The sequence below is a fragment of the Xanthomonas sp. NCPPB 3442 genome, from assembly GCF_056725145.1.
This window is the reverse complement of the sequence record NZ_CM161514.1, coordinates 4,144,266-4,167,671: the sequence shown is the minus strand read 5'-3', so window position 1 is coordinate 4,167,671 and position 23,406 is coordinate 4,144,266. Positions and strand designations below refer to the sequence as shown.

At 65.6% G+C, this 23,406-nt stretch carries 18 protein-coding genes; 15 read left to right on the top strand and 3 right to left on the bottom strand.

Features of this window, described 5'->3' with window-relative positions; translation table 11 throughout:
- Positions 1-166: 166 nt before the first annotated feature.
- From AC1POX_RS18065 to lpxC, 12 genes are all read left to right on the top strand, one after another.
- Positions 167-2,035, top strand: coding sequence for a peptidoglycan D,D-transpeptidase FtsI family protein (locus AC1POX_RS18065; RefSeq protein ID WP_372356444.1), 1,869 nt, complete (start codon positions 167-169; stop codon positions 2,033-2,035).
- 8 nt (positions 2,036-2,043) lie between these two features.
- A complete protein-coding gene (locus tag AC1POX_RS18060; protein ID WP_170922841.1) occupies positions 2,044-3,519 on the top strand; it encodes a UDP-N-acetylmuramoyl-L-alanyl-D-glutamate--2,6-diaminopimelate ligase in 1,476 nt (491 codons plus the stop codon).
- Complete coding sequence (locus AC1POX_RS18055) at positions 3,516-5,027, top strand: UDP-N-acetylmuramoyl-tripeptide--D-alanyl-D-alanine ligase (RefSeq protein WP_218558595.1); 1,512 nt, start codon at positions 3,516-3,518, stop codon at positions 5,025-5,027. Before AC1POX_RS18060 ends, AC1POX_RS18055 begins: the two co-directional genes overlap by 4 nt.
- A complete protein-coding gene (gene mraY / locus AC1POX_RS18050; protein ID WP_372356443.1) occupies positions 5,017-6,102 on the top strand; it encodes a phospho-N-acetylmuramoyl-pentapeptide-transferase in 1,086 nt (361 codons plus the stop codon). The genes AC1POX_RS18055 and mraY overlap by 11 nt, the downstream gene beginning before the upstream one ends.
- The gene (gene ftsW / locus AC1POX_RS18045) at positions 6,102-7,478 is read left to right on the top strand and encodes a putative lipid II flippase FtsW (RefSeq protein WP_218556761.1); all 1,377 of its coding nucleotides are present in this window, start codon (positions 6,102-6,104) and stop codon (positions 7,476-7,478) included. Before mraY ends, ftsW begins: the two co-directional genes overlap by 1 nt.
- Entirely contained in the window at positions 7,475-8,767 is a 1,293-nt protein-coding gene (gene murG / locus AC1POX_RS18040; protein WP_031421105.1) for an undecaprenyldiphospho-muramoylpentapeptide beta-N-acetylglucosaminyltransferase, read from the top strand. The genes ftsW and murG overlap by 4 nt, the downstream gene beginning before the upstream one ends.
- Positions 8,764-10,197, top strand: coding sequence for a UDP-N-acetylmuramate--L-alanine ligase (murC, locus tag AC1POX_RS18035; protein ID WP_011346425.1), 1,434 nt, complete (start codon positions 8,764-8,766; stop codon positions 10,195-10,197). The genes murG and murC overlap by 4 nt, the downstream gene beginning before the upstream one ends.
- Positions 10,194-11,150, top strand: coding sequence for a D-alanine--D-alanine ligase (locus AC1POX_RS18030; protein ID WP_029818682.1), 957 nt, complete (start codon positions 10,194-10,196; stop codon positions 11,148-11,150). Before murC ends, AC1POX_RS18030 begins: the two co-directional genes overlap by 4 nt.
- 124 nt (positions 11,151-11,274) lie before the next feature.
- Positions 11,275-12,102, top strand: coding sequence for a cell division protein FtsQ/DivIB (locus AC1POX_RS18025; RefSeq protein WP_071117963.1), 828 nt, complete (start codon positions 11,275-11,277; stop codon positions 12,100-12,102).
- Positions 12,099-13,334: a cell division protein FtsA gene (gene ftsA, locus AC1POX_RS18020; protein WP_003485272.1), complete on the top strand. Its 1,236-nt coding sequence runs from the start codon at positions 12,099-12,101 to the stop codon at positions 13,332-13,334. Before AC1POX_RS18025 ends, ftsA begins: the two co-directional genes overlap by 4 nt.
- Positions 13,335-13,640: 306 nt before the next feature.
- The gene (gene ftsZ / locus AC1POX_RS18015; protein WP_008571978.1) at positions 13,641-14,879 is read left to right on the top strand and encodes a cell division protein FtsZ; all 1,239 of its coding nucleotides are present in this window, start codon (positions 13,641-13,643) and stop codon (positions 14,877-14,879) included.
- Positions 14,880-15,113: 234 nt separating this feature from the next.
- Positions 15,114-16,025, top strand: coding sequence for a UDP-3-O-acyl-N-acetylglucosamine deacetylase (gene lpxC / locus AC1POX_RS18010; RefSeq protein WP_011346426.1), 912 nt, complete (start codon positions 15,114-15,116; stop codon positions 16,023-16,025).
- 185 nt (positions 16,026-16,210) lie between these two features.
- On the opposite strand, the gene AC1POX_RS18005 is transcribed toward lpxC, so the two are convergent.
- Complete coding sequence (locus tag AC1POX_RS18005; RefSeq protein WP_372356442.1) at positions 16,211-16,657, bottom strand: DciA family protein; 447 nt, start codon at positions 16,655-16,657, stop codon at positions 16,211-16,213.
- Here AC1POX_RS18005 and AC1POX_RS18000 point away from each other — a divergent pair, their 5' ends adjacent.
- The 3 genes from AC1POX_RS18000 to AC1POX_RS17990 all read left to right on the top strand — a co-directional run bounded on the left by AC1POX_RS18000 (position 16,658) and on the right by AC1POX_RS17990 (position 21,765).
- The gene (locus tag AC1POX_RS18000) at positions 16,658-17,599 is read left to right on the top strand and encodes a M23 family metallopeptidase (protein WP_011346427.1); all 942 of its coding nucleotides are present in this window, start codon (positions 16,658-16,660) and stop codon (positions 17,597-17,599) included.
- A 156-nt stretch (positions 17,600-17,755) separates the two neighbouring features.
- Positions 17,756-20,494 carry a preprotein translocase subunit SecA gene (secA, locus tag AC1POX_RS17995; protein WP_372356441.1) on the top strand — a complete coding sequence of 913 codons (2,739 nt, stop codon included), beginning with the start codon at positions 17,756-17,758 and terminating at the stop codon, positions 20,492-20,494.
- Positions 20,495-20,817: 323 nt separating this feature from the next.
- A complete protein-coding gene (locus AC1POX_RS17990; protein WP_008571815.1) occupies positions 20,818-21,765 on the top strand; it encodes a Nudix family hydrolase in 948 nt (315 codons plus the stop codon).
- Between the two features lie 111 nt (positions 21,766-21,876).
- Here the strand turns inward: AC1POX_RS17990 and AC1POX_RS17985 are convergent, their stop codons facing one another.
- Positions 21,877-22,506, bottom strand: coding sequence for a hypothetical protein (locus AC1POX_RS17985; RefSeq protein ID WP_014089397.1), 630 nt, complete (start codon positions 22,504-22,506; stop codon positions 21,877-21,879).
- 45 nt (positions 22,507-22,551) lie between these two features.
- On the bottom strand, positions 22,552-23,379 hold the full coding sequence (gene metF, locus AC1POX_RS17980; protein WP_372356440.1) for a methylenetetrahydrofolate reductase [NAD(P)H]: 828 nt from the start codon (positions 23,377-23,379) through the stop codon (positions 22,552-22,554).
- Positions 23,380-23,406 lie beyond the last annotated feature (27 nt).

Sequence of the window (23,406 nt, the reverse complement as noted above, 5' to 3'; positions counted from 1 at the left end):
GTGGCGCTTATGCAGGTGCCGCCATGACAAAACGGCAGGACAGCCGTTTTGCACAGCGCAGCTGCCCGCAGGGTGGCGCTTATGCAGGTGCCGCCATGACAAAACGGCAGGACAGCCGTTTTGCACAGCGCAGCTGCCCGCAGGGTGGCGCACACGGAGGTGCGCCATGAAAACCGGCCGCAACCGCCCCCGTAGCAATTTCAATCTCCGTGGTCGCCTGACCCTGGTCGGTATCGCGCTTGGCCTGTGCTCGGTGACGCTGATCGGCCGCGCGGCTTACGTGCAACTGGTCAATCGCGATTTTTACCAGCGTCAGGGCGAAGCGCGTTACCTGCGCGAACTGCCCATCGCCACCTCGCGCGGCATGATCACCGACCGCAACGGCGAGCCGCTGGCGGTGTCTACGCCGGTGGAATCGATCTGGGTCAATCCGCAGGAACTGCTGCGCAACCCGGACCGCATTCCCGAGCTGGCAAAAGCGCTCGGGCAGCCGCTGGACGAGTTGAACGCCAAGCTGGCACAGAAGGCCGGCAAGGAATTCATGTACCTGCAGCGCCGGATCAATCCGGACAAGGCGCATGCGATTGTCGATCTGAAGATTCCTGGCGTGTTCTCGCAGCGCGAGTTCCGCCGCTTCTATCCGCAAGGCGAGGCGATGGCCCATGTGCTGGGCTTCACCAACATCGACGACCGCGGCCAGGAAGGCCTGGAGCTGGCATTCGACGAATGGCTGCGCGGCAAGGCCGGTTCCAAGAAGGTGGTGCGCGATGCGCGCGGCGCCATCGTGGAAAGCGTGGACCTGGTGCGTCCGGCGCAACCGGGCAAGGACCTGACGCTGAGCATCGACCGCCGCATCCAGTTCCTGGCCTACAAGGAGCTGCGCAACGCCCTGGTCGAAAACAACGCGGCCGGCGGTTCGATGGTGGTGATGGACGTGGCCACCGGCGAAGTGCTGGCGATGGTCAACCTGCCTACCTACAACCCCAATTCGGTCACCGGCATCAACCCGTCGGCGCGCCGCAACCGTGCGGTCACCGATCTGGTCGAGCCGGGTTCGACGATGAAGCCGCTGACCGTGGCCACCGCGCTGACGGCCGGCGTGGTGACCAAGGACACCGTCATCGATACCAACCCCGGCTACATGTCGATGGGGCGTTTCACCATTCGCGATGTGCCGCGCAACAACGGCGTGCTCAACGTCACCGGCGTGATCACCCGCAGCTCGAACATCGGCGCGGCCAAGATCGCGGCCAAGGTGCCAGACCAGACCTTCTACCAGTCGATCCGCAACTTCGGTTACGGCAGCGCGCCGCATAGCGGGTTCCCCGGCGAATCGGCCGGCGTGGTGCTGCAGCCGGCGCGCTGGAGCGGCCCGTCCAAGACCACGATGTCCTACGGTTACGGCCTGTCGGTGACGCCGCTGCAGATTGCCCAGGCGTACGCCACGCTGGGCAACGGCGGCAAGCTCACTCCGCCGACCTTCGTGCGTGGCCAGCACAACGAAACCCGGCAGGTGATCACGCCGGAAGTGGCGCGCCAGGTCATCGACATGATGGAGACCGTGGTGACCCAGGGCGGCGCCAAGGGCGCGGCGATTCTGGGCTACCACGTGGCCGGCAAGACCGGCACGGCGCGCAAGAATGGCGCCAACGGCTACGAGCGCGGGCATTACAACGCCCTGTTCGCCGGCCTGGTGCCGGCCACGCGCCCGCGCTTTGCCACCGTCATCGTGATCAACGATCCGCAAGGCAAGGTGTATTACGGCGGTCTGGTGTCGGCGCCGGTCTTCCATCGCGTGATGGAAGGCGCGCTGCGCTTGATGGACGTGCCGCCGGACGATATCCAGTCGTGGCTGGCCGCACAGGCGGCCGGCAAGACCGGCCAGCCGGTGGTCAAGCCGCAATCGGCCGATCCGGATCCGGCCCTGGTGCCGGACCCGGTGGATGAAGTCTCTGCCGGCATTCCGACCGCACTGGCGCCTGCGCCGGCTGCCGCGCCAGCACAGCCCGCGCCGTTGCAGGAGAGCCGCCAGTGAGCCGCTCCATGGCGCTTTCGCAGTTGCTGCCGGATGTGGCATTGACGCACGACGTGCAGGTGTCCGGGTTGGTGATGGATAGCCGCGCCGTGCGCCCGGGCGATGCATTCGTGGCGATCGCCGGTTTCGGTGCGCATGGTCTGGGCTTTGTCGAACAGGCGCGCGCCAATGGCGCGGCGGCGGTGTTGTTCGAGCCGCCGGCTCCCGACGGTCTGCCGGTCCCGGCCGATGCGATTGCCGTGCCCGGTTTGCGCACGCGCCTTGGCGTGATGGCCGATCAATTTCATGGCCGGCCATCGCAGGCGATGCGCATGGTCGGCGTCACCGGTACCAACGGCAAGACCTCCACCGTGCAGCTGCTGGCGCAGGCCTTGACGCTGCTTGGTACGCCCACCGGCACGCTCGGCACGCTGGGCGTCGGTCTGTATGGCGCGGCCGTGCCGACCGGTTTCACCACCCCGCTGGTGCTGCCCACGCACGCCCTGTTGGCGCAGTTGCGCGATGAGGGTGCGCAGGCCGTGGCAATGGAAGTCAGCTCGCACGCGCTCGATCAGGGCCGCGTGGATGCGGTGCATTTCGACGTGGCAGTGTTCACCAATCTCACCCGCGACCATCTCGATTACCACGGCGACATGGCGCAATACGGCGCGGCGAAGGCCAAGCTGTTCACCCGCGCAGGGTTGAAAGCGGCCGTGGTGAACCTGGACGATGGCTTCGGCCGCACGCTGTTCGCTGCGCTCGATCCCGCGCTGCGCGCGATCGGTGTGAGCTCGCGCGCGCATGCCGACGCCCGCGTGAGCGCGCAGGCACTGCAGCTGGACCACAACGGCATCAACTTTGCGTTGAATATCCAGGGCCAAGTGCATCCGGTGCATTCGCCGCTGCTGGGCCGTTTCAACGTGGACAACCTGCTGGCCGTGGCCGGCGCGTTGTGGGCGATGGAGTTTGCGCCTGCGCAGATCGCCAGTGTGCTCGGCCAGTTGCAGCCCATCCATGGCCGCATGAACCGCCTCGGCGGCGCACATGGCGCACCGTTGGTGGTGGTCGATTACGCACACACGCCCGATGCGCTGGAACAGGCATTGAGCAGCCTGCGTTCGCATGCGCAGGACCGCCTGATCTGCGTGTTCGGCTGCGGTGGCGAACGCGACACCGGCAAGCGCCCGCAGATGGCGGCGATTGCCGAGCTCAAGGCCGACGTGGCGATCGTGACCGACGACAACCCGCGTGGCGAAGACGGCGATGCGATCGTGGCCGATATCCTGCGCGGTTTCGCGCGACCGGATGCCGCCATCGTGCAGCGCGACCGCGCCGCTGCGATCCATCAGGCCATCGGCATGGCCAGCCCATCGGACATCGTGTTGATCGCCGGCAAGGGCCACGAGCCGTATCAAGAAATTGCCGGTGTGCGGCACGCCTTCGACGACGCCCTCGTGGCGGCGCAGGCGCTGCTGCCGCGCACCGTGCTGGGAGTGCGGCCATGAAGCTCACGCCACTGTCGTTGATTGCGCATTGGGCGGGCGGCGAGCTGCACGGCGACGACACCATGATCGATGCGGTCGGTAACGACACCCGCACGCTTGCCGACGGCAGCCTGTATGTGGCGCTGCGCGGCGAACGCTTCGATGGGCACGATTTCGCCACCGAGGCGGTCGCGCGCGGTGCCAGCGGTGTGCTGGTCGATCGCCTGCTGCCGGCGCTGAGCGTGGCGCAGGTGGTGGTGGACAACACCGAGCTGGCGTTGGCGCGCATCGCCGCCGGCATGCAGCGCGACCGCGCCACGCGTGTGCTTGCGCTGACTGGCTCCAACGGCAAGACCAGCGTCAAGGCGCTGCTGCTGTCGATCCTGCAGGAAGCCGGGCGCGTGGATGGCACCACCGTGTACGCCACGCCGGGCAACCGCAACAACGAGATCGGTTTGCCGCTGGCGGTGATCGCCGCGCCCGACGATGCGGACTTTGCGATCTACGAAATGGGCGCCGGCAAGCCGGGTGATATTGCCTATCTCACCGAGATTGCGCAGCCGCATGTGGCGTTGGTCAACAACATCGCGCCCGCCCATCTGGAACGTCTGGGCAGCTTGCTTGGCGTCGCACGGACCAAGGGCGCCATCTACGCCGCGCTGCCCGCCGATGGCGTGGCGGTGATCAACGCCGACGACGCGTTCGGCATGTGGTTCGAACAGCAGTTGCAGAGCCAGCCGGTGCAGGGACGTCGCGTGTTGCGCTATGGCTTGCAGGCCAGTGCCGAGATCACTGCGCGTCAGCTGCGTCTGCACACCGGCGGCGCGCAGTTCACCCTGGTCACGCCGCAGGGCGAGGCGCCGATTGCGCTGCCGCTGCCAGGCCGCCACAACGTGCTCAACGCACTGGCGGCAACCGGGCTTGCACTCGGTGCCGGCATCGCCTTGCCGGTGATCGCCGACGGTCTGGCGCAGGCGCGCGCGGTAGCCGGCCGGCAGATTGCGCAGACCTTGCCCAATGGCGCGGTCCTGATCGACGACAGCTACAACGCCAACCCGGGCTCGCTGGATGCGGCCATCGATGCCTTGGCCGCCGCACCTGGCGAAGGCTGGCTGGTGCTGGGCGACATGCGCGAACTCGGCGCCGAAGGCGTGGCACTGCATGCCGCCGCGGGGCGTCGCGCACGTGCGGCCAAGCTGCAGCGGTTGTATGCGCTGGGCGAACTGAGCGCCGCTGCCGCGCACGCGTTCGGCGAGGGCGGGCGTGTGTTCGCCACGCACGCCGAGTTGATCGACGCCTTGCAGGCGGATCTGGTCGATGCCACCAGCCAGCAACAGCAAGTGCCGCAGCACGGATCAGGAAATACGCAGGAACATGCAGTGATTCACCAACAGCAATCGCCATCCACCAACGCGCTTCCGGGCGTCGCCTCCATCACGATCCTGATCAAGGGCTCGCGCGGTAGCGCGATGGACCGCGTCGTCACCGCGCTGCTCGCATCGGCGGAGGACGCATCCCATGCTGCTTGAGTTGGCCCGTTGGCTGCAGCAACTGGAGAGCCTGTTCGGGCTGTTCAACTATCTGACCTTCCGCGGCATCCTGGCTGCGCTGACCGCGCTGTTCCTGTCGTTGTGGATGGGCCCGGCGGTGATCCGCAAGCTCGCCCAGTTCAAGGGCGGCCAGCCGATCCGCCAGGACGGCCCGCAAACGCATTTTTCCAAGGCCGGCACGCCGACCATGGGCGGTTCGCTGATCCTGCTCACCGTCACCTTGTCGGTGCTGCTGTGGGGCGACCTGCGCAACCGTTACGTGTGGTTGGTGCTGGCAGTGATGATCTGCTTCGGTGCGATCGGCTGGTACGACGACTGGATCAAGATCGTCAAACGCGATCCCAATGGCCTGAAGTCGCGCTGGAAGTATCTGCTGCAGTCGATCTTCGGTCTGGCCGCTGGCTTGTTCCTGTACTACACCGCCGACGTACCGGCGGCGATCACGTTCTACATCCCGATGTTCAAGTCGATCGCGCTGCCGCTGGCCGGGGTGAGCTTCGTGGTGATCGCCTACTTCTGGATCGTGGGCTTCTCCAATGCAGTGAACCTCACCGACGGCCTGGATGGTTTGGCCATCATGCCGACCGTGCTGGTGGCCTGCGCGCTGGGCGTGTTCGCGTATGCCTCGGGCAACGTGGTGTTTGCCGAATACCTGAAAATCCCGCTGATTCCCGGCGCCGGCGAGCTGATCATCATCTGCTCGGCGATCGCCGGGGCAGGGCTGGGCTTTCTGTGGTTCAACACCTACCCGGCAATGGTGTTCATGGGCGACATCGGCGCGCTGTCGCTGGGCGCAGTGCTCGGCACCATCGCGGTGATCGTGCGTCAGGAGATGGTGCTGGTGATCATGGGCGGCGTGTTCGTGATCGAAACGCTGTCGGTGATGATCCAGGTGGCCAGCTTCAAGCTGACCCGCAAGCGCGTGTTCCGCATGGCGCCGATCCACCACCATTTCGAGCTCAAGGGTTGGCCGGAGCCGCGCGTGATCGTGCGCTTCTGGATCATTTCGGTGGTGCTGGTGCTGATCGGCCTTGCCACGTTGAAGGTGCGCTGATGAACGACATGTCCCGCCAGGCCACACGACTGGACGCCATCGGCGGCCGCTACGACCCGTGGCTGCTCGGGGCGGCAGTCACGCTCGCCTCGCTGGGCGTGGTGATGGTGGCGTCCAGCTCGATCGAACTGGAAGCCAGCCCGTTCTATTACCTGACCCGCCACCTGCTGTTCCTGGGTGGTGGCATCGCGCTGGCGTTCTGGGCGATGCGCACCGAGCTCAAGACCATCGAACAGCACAACCAGATGCTGTTGCTGGCCTGCTTTGTGCTGCTCGTGGTGGTGTTCGTGCCTGGCCTGGGCAGCACCGTCAATGGCGCCAAGCGCTGGATCAACCTGGGCGTGTCGCGGTTCCAGGTGGTCGAATCGGTGAAGGTGTTCTACATCATCTGGCTTGCGAGCTATCTGGTGCGGTTCCGCGACGAGGTCAACGCGACCTGGCAGGCGATGCTCAAACCGGTATTTGTGGTCGGCTTCTTGGTCGGCCTGTTGCTGCTGCAGCCGGACTTCGGCTCCTCGATGCTGCTGCTGAGCGTGACCGCCTGCATGCTCGTGCTGGGCGGTGCGCCGATCGGGCGCATCATCCTGCCGATCCTGCTGCTGCTGCCGGCCCTGGTGGCATTGGTGATCTTCGAGCCGTACCGCATGCGGCGCGTGACCTCCTTCATGGACCCGTGGGTGGATCAGCTGGGCTCCGGTTACCAGCTGTCCAACGCCCTGATGGCCATCGGCCGCGGCCAGTGGACCGGCGTGGGCCTGGGCGCTTCGGTGCAGAAGCTCAACTACCTACCCGAATCGCATACCGACTTCATCTTCTCGGTGATCGCCGAGGAGCTGGGCTTTGTGGGCGTGTGCGGCGTGATCGGGCTCTACGCGCTGCTGGTCGGTCGCGCCTTCTGGCTGGGCATGCGCTGCGTGGAGATGAAGCGGCATTTCTCCGGCTATATCGCCTTCGGCATCGGCCTGTGGATCGCGATGCAGAGCTTCGTGTCGATCGGCGTCAACCTGGGCATCCTGCCGACCAAGGGGTTGACCCTGCCGCTGATTTCGTCGGGCGGCTCATCGGTGCTGATGACCTGTCTTGCGATGGGTGTGCTGCTGCGGGTGTCCTACGAAGCCAATCGCGCCGAGCGCCTGCGCAGCAAGTTGTCTCCGCAGGGCGCGGCCACCTCGCCAGCTGAGCCGGCAGAGCCGGTGGTCGATTCGGTGCCGCCGGCGTACGCGCCTGCGCACAAGCCGCAGCGCGACACTGGCGCTACGCCTGCGCCGGCCGCTCCTCCGGTTGCCGCCGCCTACGTAGCGCCGGCGTCGGCCATCCTGCGCGGCACCAGCCGCATGCAACCGCGTGTGGAACCGACCTTCGGGAGGATTGCGTGAGCGTTTCTGCCCATGCCGCGCAAATGCCCGCACCGTCGTCTGCGATGATGCGGCCGGTCATGATTCTGGCTGGCGGCACCGGCGGGCACATCTTCCCGGGCTTGGCCGTGGCCAAGGTGCTGCGCGCGCGCGGCGTGCCGGTGACCTGGCTGGGCGCCGATGGCGCCATGGAAACCCGCCTGGTGCCACAGCACGATATTCCTATCGATACGCTGGCCATCAGCGGCTTGCGCGGCAAGGGCGTGGTGAAGCTGCTCGGTGCGCCGGTGCGGGTGATGCGCGCGGTGCGCGCTGCCGGCTTCGTGCTGCGCAAGCGCCGTCCGCGTGCGGTGATCAGCTTTGGCGGCTTTGCGGCCGGCCCGGGCGGCCTGGCTGCGCGCCTGCTCGGTGCGCCATTGCTGGTGCACGAACAGAATCGCGCCCCCGGCATGACCAACAAGGTGTTGTCGCGTTTCGCGCGCCGCGTGCTGACCGGGTTTCCGGGCAGCTTTGCTGGCGAAGAAGCGGTAGGCAACCCGGTGCGTGCAGAAATCGCTGCATTGCCGGCGCCGGCCGATCGCTTGGTGGGCCGCACCGGCCCGGTACGCGTGCTGGTGCTGGGCGGCAGCCAGGGCGCGCGTGTGTTGAACCAGGCGGTGCCGACAGCGCTGGCTGCACTGGGTCACCCGGAGGTCGAGTTGCGCCATCAGTGCGGCGAGAAGCTGCGCGCCGAAGCCGAAGCGGCCTACCTGCAGGCAGGCGTCAACGCCAGCGTCGAACCCTTCATCGCCGACATGGCTGCGGCCTATGCCTGGGCCGATCTGGTGGTGTGCCGCGCTGGCGCATCCACCCTGGCCGAACTATGCGCCGCCGGTGTCGGCAGCGTGCTGGTGCCGTTCGCCGCCGCCGTGGACGACCATCAAACCCGCAATGCCGAATACCTGGTCGGCGCCGACGCCGCCGTGCTGCTCAAGCAGGACGACAGCCTGGCAGTGCGCTTGCAGCAGGTGCTGCAGACGTTGCTCGCCGACCCGACTCGTCGCCTCTCGATGGCCAACGCCGCACGCACCCTGGCCAAGCCGGACGCCGCCGAGCGCATCGCCGACATCATTCTTCAAGAGGCCGGGAGTGGAGATGGCCAGCCTCCGGCTGTCCAAGAGCGAGCGGGATTGGGGATTCGTAACAAGCAAACGCACAAACAGGGCAGCATGCAGACATCCGTAAATGGCGACCGTTCGGCGCAGTTGATCGCCACCAATCCCCAATCCCGACTCCCCAATCCCGGCGCCTCCGCAGGAGGTGCCCCGTGATCCGCCGTCTGCAAGACAGTGGCGATTTGGTGCGGGCGTTCCCGCGCGTGCATTTCGTCGGCATCGGCGGTACCGGCATGAGCGGCATTGCCGAGGTGATGCTGACGCTGGGCTATGAAGTGTCCGGCTCGGACAACGCCGACAACGCGGCCACGCGCCGGCTGGCCAAGCTGGGTGCGCGCGTGATGCGCGGCCATTCGGCGGCCAACGTGCTGGGCACCGATTGCGTGGTGGTGTCCAGCGCCATCCGCGAAGACAACCCCGAGTTGATGGAAGCGCGCAGCCAGCGCATTCCGATCATGCCGCGCGCGGCGATGCTGGCCGAGCTGATGCGTTTCCGTCGCGGCATTGCGGTGGCCGGCACGCATGGCAAGACCACCACCACCAGCCTGGCGGCTGCAGTGTTGAGCGAAGGCGGGTTAGACCCGACGTTCGTCATCGGTGGCCAGCTGCTGGCTGCCGGTGCCAACGCAAAGCTCGGTGGCGGCCAATGGCTGGTCGCCGAGGCCGACGAGAGCGATGGCAGCTTCCTGCGCCTGAATCCGTTGATGGCGGTGATCACCAACATCGATGCGGATCACCTGGAAAACTACGGCAACGATTTTGCCCGCGTACAGGCCGCATTCGCCGAATTCCTGCAGCGCCTGCCGTTCTACGGCCTGGCGTTGCTGTGCATCGACGACCCGGAAGTGGCTGCACTGGCCGGCAAGACGCCGCGCCACGTGATGAGCTACGGCATGAGCGAAAATGCCGACGTGCGCGCCGAAGATGTCGTGCAGGACGGGCCACGGATGCGCTTCACGCTGCGCCTGCCCGAAGGCACCACCACGCCGGTGACGCTCGCACTGCCAGGTCGTCACAACGTGCTCAATGCGCTGGCGGCTGCCGCAATCGGCTGGCAGCTCGGCGTGGCGCCGGACACCATTGCGCGCGCGCTGGAAAACTTTGCCGGCATCGGCCGTCGGTTCAACGATCTGGGCGAAGTCACCACCAGCAGCGGCGCACGTGTGCGCGTGGTCGACGATTACGGCCATCACCCGCGCGAACTCGAAGCGGTGTTCGCCGCCGCGCGTGGCGGCTGGCCGGACAAGCGTCTGGTCGTCGCCTTCCAGCCGCACCGCTATAGCCGCACCCGCGACCAGTTCGACGCCTTTGCCGCGGTACTCAGCACGGTCGACGCATTGGTGCTGAGCGAGGTCTACCCGGCCGGCGAAGCGCCGATCCCGGGCGCCGATTCGCGTGCATTGGCACGCGCCATCCGTGCGCGCGGCCGCAGCGAGCCGGTGGTCGTCGGCCAGATCGCCGGGCTTGCCGAAGTGTTGCCGGACGTCCTGCAGGACGGCGACCTGCTGTTGATGATGGGCGCCGGCGATATCGGTTACGTGGCCCAGCACATCATCAGCAACGGGTTTGTCGGAGAGCAGGCATGAGCGCGTTGGTCGGCAACGTTCGCACCAGCGATCCGGCAGCCTTTGGACGCGTCGCCGTACTGCTCGGCGGCACCTCGTCCGAGCGCGAGGTGTCGTTGAATTCCGGCAGCAACGTGCTGGAAGCGCTGCGCGCGCGCGGCGTCGATGCGCAGCCGGTGGATGGCATTCCGGCGTTGGCCAAGGCATTGGTCGCGCAGCAGTTCGATCGCGTGTTCAACGTGCTGCACGGACATAACGGCGGCGGCGAAGACGGCATCGTGCAAGGCCTGATGGAAGCCTTCGGCGTGCCCTATACCGGCTCGGACGTGCTGGGCTCGGCGCTGAGCATGGACAAGATCCGTACCAAACAGGTGTGGCTGTCGCTGGGCCTGTCGACGCCGCGCTACGCGCGGTTGGCTGCTGGTGCCAGCGCAGAGGCAATCCATGCCGCTGCACAGCAGATCGGGTTGCCGGTCATCGTCAAGCCGGCCAACGAAGGATCCAGCGTCGGCGTCAGCCGCGTGTTCGACCAGGCGCAGCTCGAAGAAGCAGTGACCCTGGCGGCGCGCTACGACGGTGCGCTGTTGATGGAGCAATTGATCGAAGGCGACGAACTCACCGTCGCCGTGCTCGGCGACACCGCGTTGCCGTCCATCCGCATCGTGCCCAAGGGCCAGTGGTACGACTACAACGCCAAGTACATCGCCGAGGACACCCAGTACCTGTGCCCTGGCCTGGAAGGCGAGGCCGAAACGCAGATTCGCCAACTCGCGCTGGACGCCTTCCGCGCTGCCGGCTGCCGTGGCTGGGGTCGCGTGGACGTGATGCGCGATGGCAGCAGCGGCCAGCTGTATCTGCTCGAAGTGAACACCGCTCCTGGCATGACCAGCCATTCGCTGGTGCCCAAGGCTGCCCGCCAACTCGACATCGATTTCGAAGAACTGGTCTGGCGCGTGCTGGAGCAGACGCTGTGACGCGGGGATTGGGGATTCGGGATTCGGGATTGGCCAACAGCGACGCGATGCGCGCCCTTGCTGTTGCTGCTGCCGTGACGAATCTCCAATCCCCAATGCCGAATCCCGTGTGCGGAGCACACCAATGAACGCCACCCTGCGCATCCTGGCCTGGTTGCTCGCGCTGGCGTTGGTCGCGCTGCCGGTGGTGGCCGTGCTCAATGGCTGGGTCGGTGCCGAGCGCTGGCCATTGGCGAAGTTGCGCGTGTCCGGCGACTTCAAGCGGGTGCCTGCCGAAGAGTTGCGTGCGGTGGTGTTGCCGTATGCGCGTGCCGGCTTTTTCGCGGTGAAACTGCAGCAGGCACAGGACGCCATTGCGCGGTTGCCGTGGGTGGAAAGTGCGCAGGTGCGCAAGCGCTGGCCGGATGTGCTGGAAGTGCACGTGACCGAGCACAAGCCGTTCGCGCGCTGGGGTACCGACCGCATGCTGTCCGAGCAGGGCCGGCTGTTTCGCACCCCGCCGCTGTTGAAGGATTTCAAGTTGCCGCAGCTCGGTGGGCCGGACAGCAAGACCCAGGACGTGGTGGCGCTGTACAACGAATCGCGCGCCCTGTTCGCACCGACCGGGCTGGATGTGGAGCGTCTTGAAATGGACGCGCGCGGCAGCTGGTCGCTGGGGCTGAGCAATGGCGTGCAGATCGTGGTCGGCCGCGACGATGCACGCGCACGGCTGCAGCGCTTCGCCCGCGTGCTGCCGCAGCTGTCCGATCCACAGCGCCCGATCGCCCGCGCCGACCTGCGCTACACCAACGGATTTACCGTCGAACGGCAGCGATTGGAGAGTGGGGATTCGGGATTGGAAAAAGCGCAGCCCCGGCATCGCGCAGCACCTTCCGCACCTCCCGTCGCCCAGGCATTTCCGCGTTTTCCCAATCCCGTATCCCGAATCTCGAATCCCGGCTTTAAGACATGAATCGCAAAGGCGACAAATCCCTCATCGTTGGACTGGACATCGGCACCTCCAAGGTCGTTGCGCTGGTCGGCGAATACTCGCCCGGCAATCCGATCGAAGTGATCGGCATCGGTTCGCATGAATCGCGCGGTCTCAAGCGCGGCGTGGTGGTGGACATCGAATCCACCGTGCAGTCGATCCAGCGTGCGGTGGAAGAGGCCGAGCTGATGGCCGGCTGCGAGATCCGCTCGGTGTATGCCTCGATTTCCGGCAACCACGTGCAGTGCAAGAACTCGCCCGGCATCGTGCCGATCCGCGATGGCGAAGTGACCTGGAGCGATCTGGAGCGCGTGCTCGATGCCGCCAAGGCGGTGGCCATTCCGGCCGACCAGCGCATCCTGCATGCGATTCCGCGCGAGTACGTGCTGGACGATTCGCAGGAAGGCATCCGCAACCCGGTCGGCATGACCGGCGTGCGCCTGGAGGTGCATGCGCACCTGGTGGTGTGCGCGCAGTCGGCAGCCGCCAACATCACCAAGTGCGTACAGAAGTGCGGCCTGCAGGTCGACGATCTGGTGCTGTCCTCGCTCGCGTCGTCGGTCGCAGTGCTGACCGCCGACGAACGCGAGCTTGGCGTGGTGCTGGTGGACATCGGCGCCGGTACCACCGATCTGGCGGTGTACGTGCAAGGCGCGATCTGCCACACCGCTTCGTTGCCGATCGCCGGTGACCATGTCACCAACGACATTGCGCACATGCTGCGCACGCCGACGCCGGAAGCCGAGCAGATCAAGGTGCGTTACGCCTGCGCGCTGGCACAGCTGGCCACCGCCGAAGAAAGCATCCAGGTGCCGTCGGTGGGCGACCGCCCGCCGCGCCGCATGCCGCGCCACGCACTCGCGCAGGCGGTGCAGGGCCGTTACGAGGAAATCTTCGAGATGGTGCAGGCCGAACTGCGTCGTTCGGGCTTCGAAGAAATGGTGCGCGCCGGCATGGTGCTTACCGGCGGTGCCTCGAAGATGGAAGGCGTGGTGGAACTGGCCGAAGAAATGTTGCAGATGCCGGTGCGCGTGGGCATTCCGCAGCACGTTACCGGCCTGGGCGAAGTCGTCGGCAACCCGGTACACGCCTCCGGCGTGGGCCTGCTGCTGATGGGCAGCCAGATCGAACACCCGCGCCGACCATCGATTCCGACCGGGCGCGCAGGCAGCTTGTTCAAGAAATTGAAGAATTGGTATCGCGGGGAATTCTGAATGCCGGGATTCGGGAGTCGGGATTCGGGATTGGAAAGAGCAAGAGCAAGAGCGAAAGGCAAAGCGGCGGCGGTTGCGAAGATTAAGTAGAGAGCGGCGAGCAGGTAGGCGATAAAATCATTTGCAGGCATTGCGTCGAGGAGTAGGTGACACGAGCCGTGGAGCGCAACAGCGAATCTACGGCCCCGGCACACGAATCCCGACTTTCAAACAACAACACTCGCCGTGGTGCGGAGTGGGCAGGGACCCTCGCTTGTGCGAATCCCCAATCCCCATTCCCCAATCCCGGCTCAAGAGGACACTGACATGGCACATTTCGAACTGATTGAAAAAATGGCTCCCAACGCGGTCATCAAGGTGGTTGGCGTCGGCGGCGGCGGTGGCAATGCCGTTGCGCACATGGTCAACACCAACGTCGACGGCGTGGAATTCATCACCGCCAATACCGACTCGCAGGCCATCAAGAACTGCGGCGCCAAGCTGCAGCTGCAGCTCGGCACCAACGTCACCAAGGGCCTGGGCGCAGGCGCGAATCCGGAAGTCGGCCGTCAGGCCGCGCTGGAAGATCGCGAGCGCATCATGGACGCGCTGCAGGGTGCGGACATGGTCTTCATCACCGCCGGCATGGGCGGCGGCACCGGTACCGGTGCGGCACCGGTCGTTGCGCAGCTGGCCAAGGAAATGGGCATCCTGACCGTGGCCGTGGTCACCAAGCCGTTCCCGTTCGAAGGCCGTCGCCGCATGCAGGTTGCGCTGAAGGGCATCGAGGAACTGAGCCAGCATTGCGATTCGCTGATCACCATTCCCAATGAAAAGCTGATCACCGTGCTGGGCCGCAACGCTACCATGATCCAGGCGTTCCGCGCTGCCAACGACGTGCTGCAGGGCGCCGTGCAGGGCATCGCCGACCTGATCGTGCGTCCGGGCCTGATCAACGTCGACTTCGCCGACGTGCGCACCGTGATGTCGGAAATGGGCCTGGCCATGATGGGCACCGGTTCGGCACGCGGCGACGATCGCGCGCAGGCCGCTGCCGAAGCCGCCATCCAGAACCCGCTGCTGGACGACGTGAACCTGGCCGGTGCCAACGGCATCCTGGTCAACATCACCGCCGGCCCGGACTTCACCATGTCCGAGTTCGACGAGATCGGCCGCACCATCGAAGCGTTCGCATCGGAAGATGCCACCGTGGTCGTCGGTACCGTGCTCGACCCGGACATGCAGGACGAAGTGCGCGTGACCGTGGTGGCCACCGGCCTGAACCGCGCGGTTGCACGCCAGGCCCAGCGTCCGGACCAGCGCGCGCCGATCAAGCTGGTGCGCAACGCCACCACCGGCCAGCCGGAATTCGGCGACTTCGACACCACCAGCGGCGATGCGGTGTCCAAGGCCGTGGGCGGCAGCATGGGGCTGGGCCTGCGCCGTCCGAGCAGCGACTCGGTCGGCAGCGGCAGCCACAACGGCGGCGGCTCCTCGACGCCGGCGGCGGACCTGCCCAACGATTATCTGGATATCCCGGCGTTCCTGCGCCGCCAGGCCGACTGAGGATCGTCGGCTGCGTTGCTACGGTGACGCAGCCCGTCCCGCCCGGGGCCCGCTTCGGGTTGCACTGCCATGTCATGTCATTCCTGCCGGATCGGTGCCGATCCGGCAGCTTTTGTTATCGCGTGACTGACTGATTACGGTTGCCGTCACGCGCGACTTGTTAAAATTCGGATAATCTCAGCGATTAGACAGTCGGTTCAGCGTCTGTCTGCATTGTTCATCCAGACTTCGCATATGACCCAGCAACGCACTCTCAAGAACACCATTCGCGCCACCGGCGTCGGCCTGCACAGCGGCGACAAGGTGTACATGACGTTACGGCCGGCTCCGGTCGATCATGGCGTGGTGTTCCGACGGGTGGACCTGGAACCGGTCGTCGAAGTCCCCGCAGATGCCGAACTGGTCACCGAGACCACGCTGTGCACCGGGCTGACCTGCAACGGCGCCAAGATCCAGACCGTCGAACATCTGATGTCCGCATTGGCGGGCCTGGGTGTGGACAACGTCATCGTCGAGCTGTCTTCGGCCGAGTTGCCGATCATGGACGGCTCGTCCGGCCCGTTCGTGTTCCTGCTGCAGTCGGCAGGCATCGTCGAACAGAGCAAGCCCAAGCGCTTCATCCGGATCAAGCAGACGGTAGAAGTGCGCGACGGCGACAAGGTGGCGCGTTTTGAGCCCTACGAGGGCTACAAGCTCGGCTTCACCATCGAATTCAATCACCCGATGATTCCGGCCAAGCAGTCGCGCCAGGAAATCGAGTTCTCCACCTCGGCGTACGTCAAGGAAATTTCGCGCGCGCGCACCTTCGGTTTCATGCGCGACCTTGAGTACATGCGCGAGCGCAATCTGGGCCTGGGCGGTTCGATGGACAACGCCATCGTGCTGGACGAGTTCCGCGTGCTCAACGAAGACGGCCTGCGCTACACCAACGAATTCGTGCGGCACAAGATTCTGGACGCCATCGGCGATCTGTATCTGGCTGGCGGCGCCATCCTCGGCGCCTATGAAGGCTTCAAGTCGGGCCACGCCCTCAACAACAAACTGGTGCGTGCGCTCCTGGCCGACCAGGCCGCCTGGGAATGGGTCAGCTTCCCGGAAGGCACCGAACAACCGCCGGTCACCTACGCCAGTCCTGTCTACGCCTGATGTCAGGGAATGCCCTGGTTGGCGTTCAAAGTGTGAACTAGGTCGGATTTCCGGCCCGTTCTTAACATTTATTTAAGACTTCTCTAACTCCTGCGGGCCACATGCCCGCTAGGATGCGTCGGGTCGTGTGCGGTCTTCGCAACGCTTTCACGCACTGGCGGCCGCTCCGGATGGGCGGCATGGCTTCACCGTTTGGTCGGTAACACGTCCTGCAGGGAAGCCAACGCGTCGCGCAAGCCTTTGTGCGTCGCCTCGGAAACAGGTTTGGGACGGTCGCGGTTCTGCTGCGTTGGGGAATGCAGCGGCACGGTTGCGGTCTTGACGGTCACCGCGGTGGCCTTCAGTCCGACGGATCGGGCGGCATCCAGGATTTGGGTTTCGGCAAGCCGCACCTTGGCATGCCAGACCGGCGAATCCACCAGAAAAACGAGCTGTTCGCCTCGGACATTGGCCAACCGGCAACGGGTCCCCAGATGAGGTGGTAACAGGGGGCGCAACTGCCGGTCCAGCGCATCGAGCCACAAGGCTCGGCGCAAGGGGTCGCCAGCCTTTTCCCCCAGCGCGGCCTCGATGGCCGGTTGTGGAGTGGAAGGGTTGCGTGCGTTGGACTTGGGCTTGGACATGACACTCATATGGCGTTGAAAAAAGTTGTAATCAAATCGCGGCAGACCCGGGCGCAGCGTGTGGCCCGACAGTTCCAGGACTTTGCAGCGGATCGACCGATGGTGGTGCTTGGCGCGGTATTGGGCCTGGGCATGTTGATCGGCGTCGGTGCCAGCACCGCCACCGGCATGGTGACCAATTCGGCGCTGCAGGCCAAGGTTGCGCAGCAGCAGGCCGAGCTGGCCCAGGCGCAGCGCGCCTCGCAGGCGCAGGTCAATGCACTGGCCGCCCGGCTGGGCGAGCTGCAGGCGCAGGCCACCCGCCTCAACGCGTTGGGCGAGCGCCTGACCGAAATGGGCAAGTTGAAGGACGGCGAGTTCGACTTCGACGAGCCGGTCGGCGTCGGTGGCGGCGATGAGCCGGTCAGCGACATGCCGGTGAAAGACCTCAAGGAGACGCTCGGGCAAGTGGAGCAACAGTTCTCCGCCTCCGGCCAGCAATTGAACGTGCTGGCCTCGCTGATGTTCGATCATCAGCTGGAGCAGAATTCGGTGCCTTCGCGGATGCCGATCCGCAACACCTACATCACCTCCGGTTTCGGCGGCCGCGCCGATCCGTTCGACGGTGGTTCGGCCTTCCACAAGGGCGTGGACTTCCATGCCAACGTGGGCGACCCGGTGCTGTCGGTGGCCGATGGCGTGGTCAGCTACGCCGGCGTACGCGGCGGTTACGGCAACGTGGTCGAAGTGGATCACGGCAATGGCTATGTGACCCGCTACGCGCACAACTCGCGCCTGGTGGTGAAGGTGGGCGATCTGGTGCGCGCCGGCCAGCAGGTCGCGCGTGCCGGTTCCAGCGGCCGCTCCACCGGTGCGCACGTGCATTTCGAGGTCTGGGCGGATGGGCGCGTGGTCAATCCGCGCAAATTCCTGGGCGAAGCCACGCCGGTGGGACGTCAGGGGCGCGGTTGACGGGGGCGCGGGCCGCGCTTGATTCGTGAAGGCCCGCCCCAAGCTACAATAGGGTGTTGCCATCGACAGGGCGCAGTGCGCCCTGTTTCGTTTACGGCGGTCGGGTCTGTGGGGACCGGCGTCGGTCAAACCGTTCCTTTTCAACCGGTTTCTTCAATGATCAACAGTCTGCTTACCCGTGTCTTTGGCAGTCGTAACGAACGCCAGCTGCGCCAGCTCAACCGCCTCGTCACCCAGATCAATGCGCTGGAGCCGACGATCGAGAAGCTCTCCGACGCCGAGCTGCAAGCCAAGACTCCGGAGTTCAAGCAGCGGCTTGCCGCCGGCGAGTCCCTGGACAAGATTCTTCCCGAAGCCTTCGCGGTATGCCGCGAGGCCAGCCGACGCGTGCTGGGCATGCGCCATTACGATGTGCAGCTGATCGGCGGCATGGTGTTGCACCTGGGCAAGATCGCCGAGATGCGCACCGGCGAAGGCAAGACCCTGGTAGCCACGCTGCCGGTGTACCTCAATGCGCTGCAGGGCGAGGGCGTGCACGTGGTCACGGTCAACGACTACCTGGCGCGCCGCGACGCCGCGCAGATGGGCAAGCTGTACAACTGGCTGGGCCTGAGCGTGGGCGTGGTGTATCCGGGCATGCCGCACAGCGACAAGCGCGAGGCCTACGGCGCCGACATCACCTACGGCACCAACAACGAATTCGGCTTCGATTACCTGCGCGACAACATGGCGCTGTCGCGCGCCGACCGCTATCAGCGCAACCTGCATTATGCGATCGTCGACGAAGTCGACTCGATCCTGATCGACGAAGCGCGCACTCCGCTGATCATCTCAGGCCCGGCCGACGAATCGCCGGAGCTGTACATCCGCGTCAATCGCATCGTGCCGCAGTTGACCAGGCAGGAAAGCGAAGAAGGCGAAGGCGATTTCTGGATCGACGAAAAGGGCAAGCAGGTGCATCTGTCCGAGGCGGGCATGGGCCACGCCGAAGAGTTGCTGTTGCAGGCCGGCATCCTGGAAAACGCCGAAGACGGGCTGTATGCCGCGCAGAACCTGAGCGTGGTGCACCACCTCAACGCGGCGCTGCGTGCGCATGCCATCTATCAGCGCGATGTGGATTACATCGTGCGCGATGGCGAAGTGGTGATCGTGGACGAATTCACCGGCCGCACGCTGTCCGGGCGTCGCTGGTCGGACGGCCTGCACCAGGCGGTCGAAGCGAAGGAAGGCGTGCCGGTCCAGCGCGAGAACCAGACCCTGGCCAGCATCACCTTCCAGAACCTGTTCCGCATGTACAAGAAGCTGTCCGGCATGACCGGTACGGCCGATACCGAAGCCTACGAATTCCAGAGCATCTACGGCCTGGAAGTGGTGGTGATTCCGACCAACCGCCCGACCGTGCGCAAGGACCATCCGGACCAGGTGTTCCTCAACCGCAAGGGCAAGTTCAACGCGGTGCTGGCCGACATCGAAGATTGCGCCAAGCGCGGCCAGCCGGTGCTGGTGGGAACCACCTCGATCGAGACCTCGGAGATGCTGTCCGAGCACCTGCGCAAGGCCGGGGTCAAGCACGAAGTGCTCAACGCCAAGCAGCACGAGCGCGAAGCGACCATCGTCGCCAACGCCGGCCAGCCGGGCGCGGTGACCATCGCCACCAACATGGCCGGTCGCGGTACCGATATCGTGCTGGGTGGCTCGTTGGAATCGGAGTATCACGCCCTCGGCGAAGACGCCAGCGAAGATGCGCGCTTCAAGATCAAGACCGAATGGCAGCGTCGTCATGACGCGGTCAAGGCGGCCGGCGGCCTGCACATCATCGGTACCGAACGCCACGAGTCGCGGCGTATCGACAACCAGCTGCGTGGCCGTGCCGGTCGTCAGGGCGACCCGGGTTCGTCGCGCTTCTATCTGTCGCTGGAAGACAACCTGATGCGCATCTTCGCCTCGGACTGGGTCCAGAAGGCGATGCGCATGATGGGCATGAAGGAAGACGACGTCATCGAAGACCGCCTGGTCAGCCGGCAGATCGAAAAGGCGCAGCGCAAGGTGGAAGCGCACAACTTCGACATCCGCAAGAACCTGCTGGATTTCGACGACGTCAACAACGATCAGCGCAAGGTGATCTATGCCCAGCGCGACGAATTGCTGGACGCCGAGTCGGTCAAGGACAACGTCAACGGAATTCGCGGCGATGTGATCTACGACCTGGTCGCACGCTTCGTGCCGCCCAATTCGGTCGACGAACAGTGGGATCTGAAGGGCCTGGAAGCCACGCTGGAGTCGGAGCTGGGCATGACCTTGTCGCTGACCGACATGGTGCGTGCGCAGGAAGAAATCGACGCCGAGCAGATCGCCGCCAAAGTGCAGACAGCGGTGGATGCGCACTTCGCCGAGAAGGAAGCTGCGATCGGCGCGGACACCATGCGCGCGCTTGAAAAGCACGTGATGCTGACCGTGCTCGACCAGGGCTGGAAGGAGCATCTGGCCAAGATGGATTACCTGCGCCAGGGCATCTACCTGCGCGGTTACGCGCAGAAGCAGCCCAAGCAGGAATACAAGAAGGAAGCCTTCGAGCTGTTCTCCGAGATGCTGGAGAACGTCAAGCGCGAGGTGATCAATCTGCTGGCGCGCGTGCGCATTCGCAGCGAAGAAGAAGTGGCCGAACTGGAAGAGCAGGAACGTCTCCAGGCGCAGGCGCGCTTGATGGCCTCGCAATTCCAGCACCAGGATGTGGGTGGCTACGGCGCCGAGGAGGAAGTGGAGCAGATGCAGGGCGGCAACGCGCCTGTGCCGGTGTCGCAGGTCACCCGCGACGAACCCAAGGTGGGCCGCAACGACCCATGCCCGTGCGGCAGCGGCAAGAAGTACAAGCACTGCCACGGTCAACTCAGCTGATGCTGAGTTGACCGTGGAGCAGCCCGCTTTGCGGGCTGCTCACCCGCTATCCGCGTTGCCGATAGCGGGCTCATGGTGCTGCTTCCGACCCCCTGCGCCTTCGGCGCGCCCTCCCTACCAAGGGGGGCTTTGCTTTCGGAACTATCGCGATGCTTTGCGAGCTACGAGGTTAAGCGGTAAGTGCGGCGTTGATCTGCTGCTCTGAGGCGGAGATTTGGGATTGGGGATTGGCAATGCCTGTGCAACGCCTGCGTTAGCAAATCCCGAATCTCCGATCCCGGCCTCATTGCGCTGTACCGCTCACTCGCGGCACTCTTGCCGCCATGCCTGATTCTCTTCGATCCATTCACGTCGTTGCCGGCGTGATCACCGACCCCCGCGGGCGCATCCTGCTGACCCGCCGCACCGAAACGCGCGACATGCCTGGCCTGTGGGAATTTCCGGGCGGCAAGCGCGAGCCTGGCGAGACCTCCGAACAAGCGTTGGTGCGCGAGCTCAACGAAGAGCTCGGCATTGAGGCGCAGGTGGGCGATTGGGTGATGGAAGTGCCGCAGCTCTATCCGGACAAGCGGCTGCGCCTGGAAGTACGTCATATCACGAGCTGGAAAGGCAGCCCGCGCGGCCGCGAAGGCCAGGCCATGACCTGGGTGGCGGCAGACAAGCTGGCCCGCTATTCGATGCCGCCGGCCGACGTGCCGGTGGTGGGCGCGCTACGGCAGCCCGACCGTTACCTGATCACGCCCGAGCCGGAGGACGAGGCGCGCTGGCTGGAGGGCCTGGAGCTCGCATTGCACAACGGGATCACCCGGATCCAGCTGCGTGCGCGGCAGCTTGCGCCGGCGCGTTGGCAGGCGTTGTTGCAGCAGGTGATGCGCCTGCGTGGTCGCGCGCGTGCGCAACTTTTGCTCAATCGCGATATCGCGCTGGCTGCGGATCTGGGTATTGGCGTGCACCTGGGATCGGAGCAGCTGGCCGGTCTGCAGGAACGCCCGCTGCCTGCAGACCGACTCGTGGCTGCGTCGTGCCATGGCTTGGACGACCTGCGCCACGCCCAACGGATCGGCTGCGACTTTGCGGTGCTGGGCCCGGTGCAGGCGACCGCGTCGCATCCGGGCGCCACACCGATCGGCTGGGACGGTTTCGAGACCTTGCGCGAACAGGTCTGGCTGCCGATCTACGCGCTCGGCGGCATGCAGGGCGAAGATGTGCGTCAGGCGCGCTCGCATGGTGCGCAGGGTATCGCGGCGATCCGCGCGCTCTGGCCGCAATGAGCGCACCGCAGCGTCTGACGGCCGAACCGCCAGCGCAATGCCTTCGATCCCTGTTGCGGCGTGCAGCGGTCCTGCGGTGATCCCGCGCCGCCGGATGCCACGCATACGCTGCTAGAACGTCACCCAGAAGCAGTTGTATTGCCTGCGTAGCCGCAGCACGCTGCGCGCCGGCGTGCCGCTGGCGAGGTTCTGTTCCAGCCGCAGTCCCCAGGGGCGCGGGCGGCTGGGCGGGGTAGGCAGTGGCGCGTCGATGGCGCTGCCATCCAGCGACGATGTGGGCGCGGTGGTGTCGGCGTCCCAGGTGGGGGTGTCGCTTTGCGGATACATCGGCACGATATCCAGCAACGGGCGCTGCACGATGGCTTCCAGCCGGCTCAGCACCTGATTGGCGGCGGCATCGGATTGACCGCTCCACAGGTACAGGCTGGACAGGCGGTTGACGTCGCGGCTGTCCACCGCCAATTGCAGCAACGACACCAGTTCGCTCAGCCGCCGCGGGCAGCCGTAGCGATACAGGCCGGTATCGCCCTGCGGGCGGATGGCAGGCGGTGCGCGGCTGGCCGCGCCGACGTCTTCGCAGCGCCGGTCGGTGAACAGGGTTTGCCCGTCCGGCGCGACGCAGCGATGGATTTCCTGCGCCTGCACGCGCGCGGCGGGACAGGCGCAGAGCAAGAACAGCAGGGGCAGAAGGCGATGCATCGGCGCAGCGTAGCCGGGTAAGCGTGAGCTGGCGACATGCATGCGCGCGGGTGTGCGAGGGCGACGACTGGAATGCGAAGCAGGTGCTCAGCGTCCGAGCAGCTGCAACACCTGCGTGGTCGGCTTGGCCAGATTGAGGGTGTAGAAATGCAATGCCGGCGCGCCACCTGCGATCAGGCGCTGGCACAAGGCCGCCACGACCTCTGCGCCGAAGGCGCGCACTGCGTCGGCGTCGTCGCCGTAGGACTGCATCTTCTTGCCGATCCAGCGTGGAATCTCTGCGCCGCATTGCTCGGAAAACCGCCGCAGCTGCGAGAAATTGGAGATCGGCATGATGCCGGGAATGATCGGTATCTCCACGCCCATCCGCTGCACTGCGTCGCGGAAATGAAAGTAGGCATCGGCGTTGTAGAAATACTGGGTAATGGCCGCATCGGCGCCGGCATCGACCTTGGCCTTGAAATAGCGCAGGTCGCTGAGCGCGTTGGCCGCCTGCGGATGGGTTTCCGGATAGGCGCCGACCTCGATCCGGAACGCGGCGCCGTGCTCGGCGCGGATGAAGGCGATCAGGTCCGAGGCGTAACGCAGGTCCCCGGGATGGCCCATGCCCGACGGCAGGTCGCCACGCAGCGCAACGATGCGGGTGCAACCGATGGCGCGATACAGCTTGAGCAGCTCGCGGATTTCCTGCCGGCTGCCGCCGACGCAGGACAGGTGCGGCGCCGCTTCGAAGCCATGCTTCTGCTTGAGGTGGCGTACCGTTTCGGAGGTGTAGCTGAGCGTGGAGCCGCCGGCGCCGAAGGTGCACGACACATACTCCGGCGCGTAGCCCTTCAACCTGGCTGCAGTGCGGTCCAGTTGCGCGCGCTGATCATCGGTCTTGGGCGGGTAGAACTCGAAACTGAGATGCGTCATCGCGGCGGTTCCGGCGGATCGTCTGGC